Below are 2,497 nucleotides of genomic sequence, written 5' to 3' on the forward strand. Positions count from 1 at the left end.
CCGATTCACGGCCAGTACCGTCGGCCACTCATATCCCGATTCACGCCGGCGGCAGCGGCCGAGTGCGCTCCACACGCTCGTGAAGTCGTCAACCGTCTCATCGACGGATTTATCGAAGGTGGTGAGGCTGACCTAGCGCAACAGTTGACAATTCCATTACCCGCCATCGTAAACACACCAGTGCTCGGCATTCCGCTAGAAGACCGAGACAGATTTCAGGAGTGGGCCGTGAGGTTACTGGCCTCTGGCGGCGAGGATCTCGAGGCGATCGGCTCGGCAATGGGCTACTTCGACCACTTGTACGAAGTGCGCCGTGACGCCCTCGGCGACGACATCCCGTCGCTGTTGATCGGTTTGGAGATCGACGGCAAACCCATGGACAAGACGCAGTTCATCTTGACCATGATCATGCTGATGACCGGCGGCCTCGACACCACGACCAACAGCGGCTCACATATGCTCTACTATCTCGCTGAACATCCCGAACAACGGCGGCTCTTGGTCGAGGAGCCAGACCGCATCCCCGCCGCCGTCGAGGAACTGCTGCGCTACCTGACTCCGCTGCCCTCGCTGTTTCGTACAGCCGTTTCGTCGACATCGGTACACGGGCAGGCGATCGCGGAGGGCGATCGGGTGCAGCTTTGCTGGATGGCGGCCAACCATGATCCCGCTGAGTTCAACGATCCTGACACAGTCGATCTGTCCCGGACGCCGAACCGGCACTTCGCCTTCGGTGTCGGAGAGCATCGCTGCTTGGGCGCAAACTTGGCCCGAATGGAGCTGCGGGTGCTGCTCGAAGAAGCGCTGCCTCGCTTGGGCGAGTATCGCATTGTCAAACAGCCCGATCGCTATGCCAGCGTGACACGTGGAATCTCGCATCTTCATGCTGCCTTTCCACGTGGTCGACGGTACGGAGGCAGCTGACCTTGATCTCTGCCTGGCAGCCCGAGCAACTCGCCGAGATTCATCGTTCACGCACCGTCCCGGCGCGTCTGCACCACTGGGCCACTGCCCAGCCGGATCGGCCCTTCTTCAAGTGCACCACTGAGTGGCTCACGTTCGGACAGGTAGACGCCATCACCGACGCGCTGGCCGCAGGACTACAGGGTCGTGGAATCAATCCATCGGATCGAGTGGCGGTAATGCTGCCGACCTGCGATGAAGCGCTGCTATCTGTGTTGGCGCTCGCGAAGCTCGGTGCCATTCAAGTGCCTATCAACCCGTACTTGAAGGGCGACTTCCTCCGTCATCAGCTGGCCGACTCGCAGGCCCGGTGCATCATCACCGACGCAACAGGACTCAGCCAGACTTCGTCGGTGCGGTGCGAGCTGCCCGAACTAACTGAGGTTGTCGGCGTCGACGCCACGGACACAACTGACACCATTCCCTTCGACGAACTCCGGACGAGCACAGAGCACTTCGCGCCGCCAGCACTGCAGCCGCGCGACACGATGGCCATCATGTACACATCGGGAACGACCGGCCTCCCGAAAGGTTGCGTTCTGAGCCAGGGCTACTACACGGCACTGCCCCGCGGCTGGTTCGAAAGTGGTTGGTATCAACCCGATGAGCGCTTGATCACTGCGCTGCCTCTGTTTCACATCGCCGGGCAGGGCATGACACTGATGGCCGCACTCCAGGGCGGCCTCCCCACCACATTCCTGCCTGCGTTCAGTGCCAGCGGGTTTATCGGGCAGTGCCGCGACGCCAAGGCGACGGCCGCCTTCGGGGTCGGCCCGATGGGCATGACCATCCTGTCGACTCCACCCAGCCCCGAAGACACCGCGCACGAACTGAGGACCGCGATCTTCGTTCCCATGCCGCCCGAGGCGCAACGAAGCTTCCGCAATCGATTCGGAGTCGACGTCGTCAGCGAAGTCTACGGACAGACGGAATGTAACCCCATCACGCTGAACACTGTCGAGGCGCATGGCACCCGTCCGGGCAGACTTGGCAAGCCGGCACCCTGGATAGACGTGCGCCTTGTCGACGACCAGGAGGTGCCGGTCCCGGACGGTCAACCCGGTGAGATCGTCATCCGACCAACTGAACCGATGGTCATGTTCGACGGGTACTGGCACAACGCAGAAGCGACCGTTGAAGCCAGCCGCGACCTGTGGCATCACACCGGGGACATGGCTGTCCGTGAACCCGACGGCACGTTGGTGTACTTCGACCGCAAGCGTGACGCCGTGCGCCGGCGAGGCGAAAACATTTCCTGCGTCGAGGTCGAGGCGGCGATCGGCAAACACCCCAAGATCCGCGCTGTCGCGGCCCATGCTGTCGCAGCAGATCTGGGTGAGGACGATCTGAAGGTGTGGATTGCGATGGTGACGGGTGAAACCTTCTCCCCATCAGAGCTATTCGAGTTCCTCACAGAGGAGCTGCCCTATTTCGCCGTTCCCCGATACGTCGACTTCATCGACGAGTTGCCGGTCAATCCGCTCAACCGCGTCCAGAAATTCAAGCTCAGAGACCGAGGAAACCACGGGGCGTG

At 61.8% G+C, this 2,497-nt stretch carries 2 protein-coding genes; both read left to right on the forward strand.

Annotated elements, in window-relative coordinates; genetic code table 11:
• The coding region (locus ACN269_RS34795; RefSeq protein WP_421477594.1) for a cytochrome P450 at nt 1-924 on the forward strand (924 nt) is incomplete at its 5' end.
• 2 nt (nt 925-926) lie between these two features.
• Nucleotides 927-2,497 (forward strand): AMP-binding protein (locus tag ACN269_RS34800; RefSeq protein ID WP_421477596.1); only part of this gene is annotated, 1,571 nt, incomplete at its 3' end.

Source organism: Micromonospora sp. WMMD736, from assembly GCF_049179015.1.
Taxonomy (GTDB): Bacteria; Actinomycetota; Actinomycetes; order Mycobacteriales; family Micromonosporaceae; genus Micromonospora.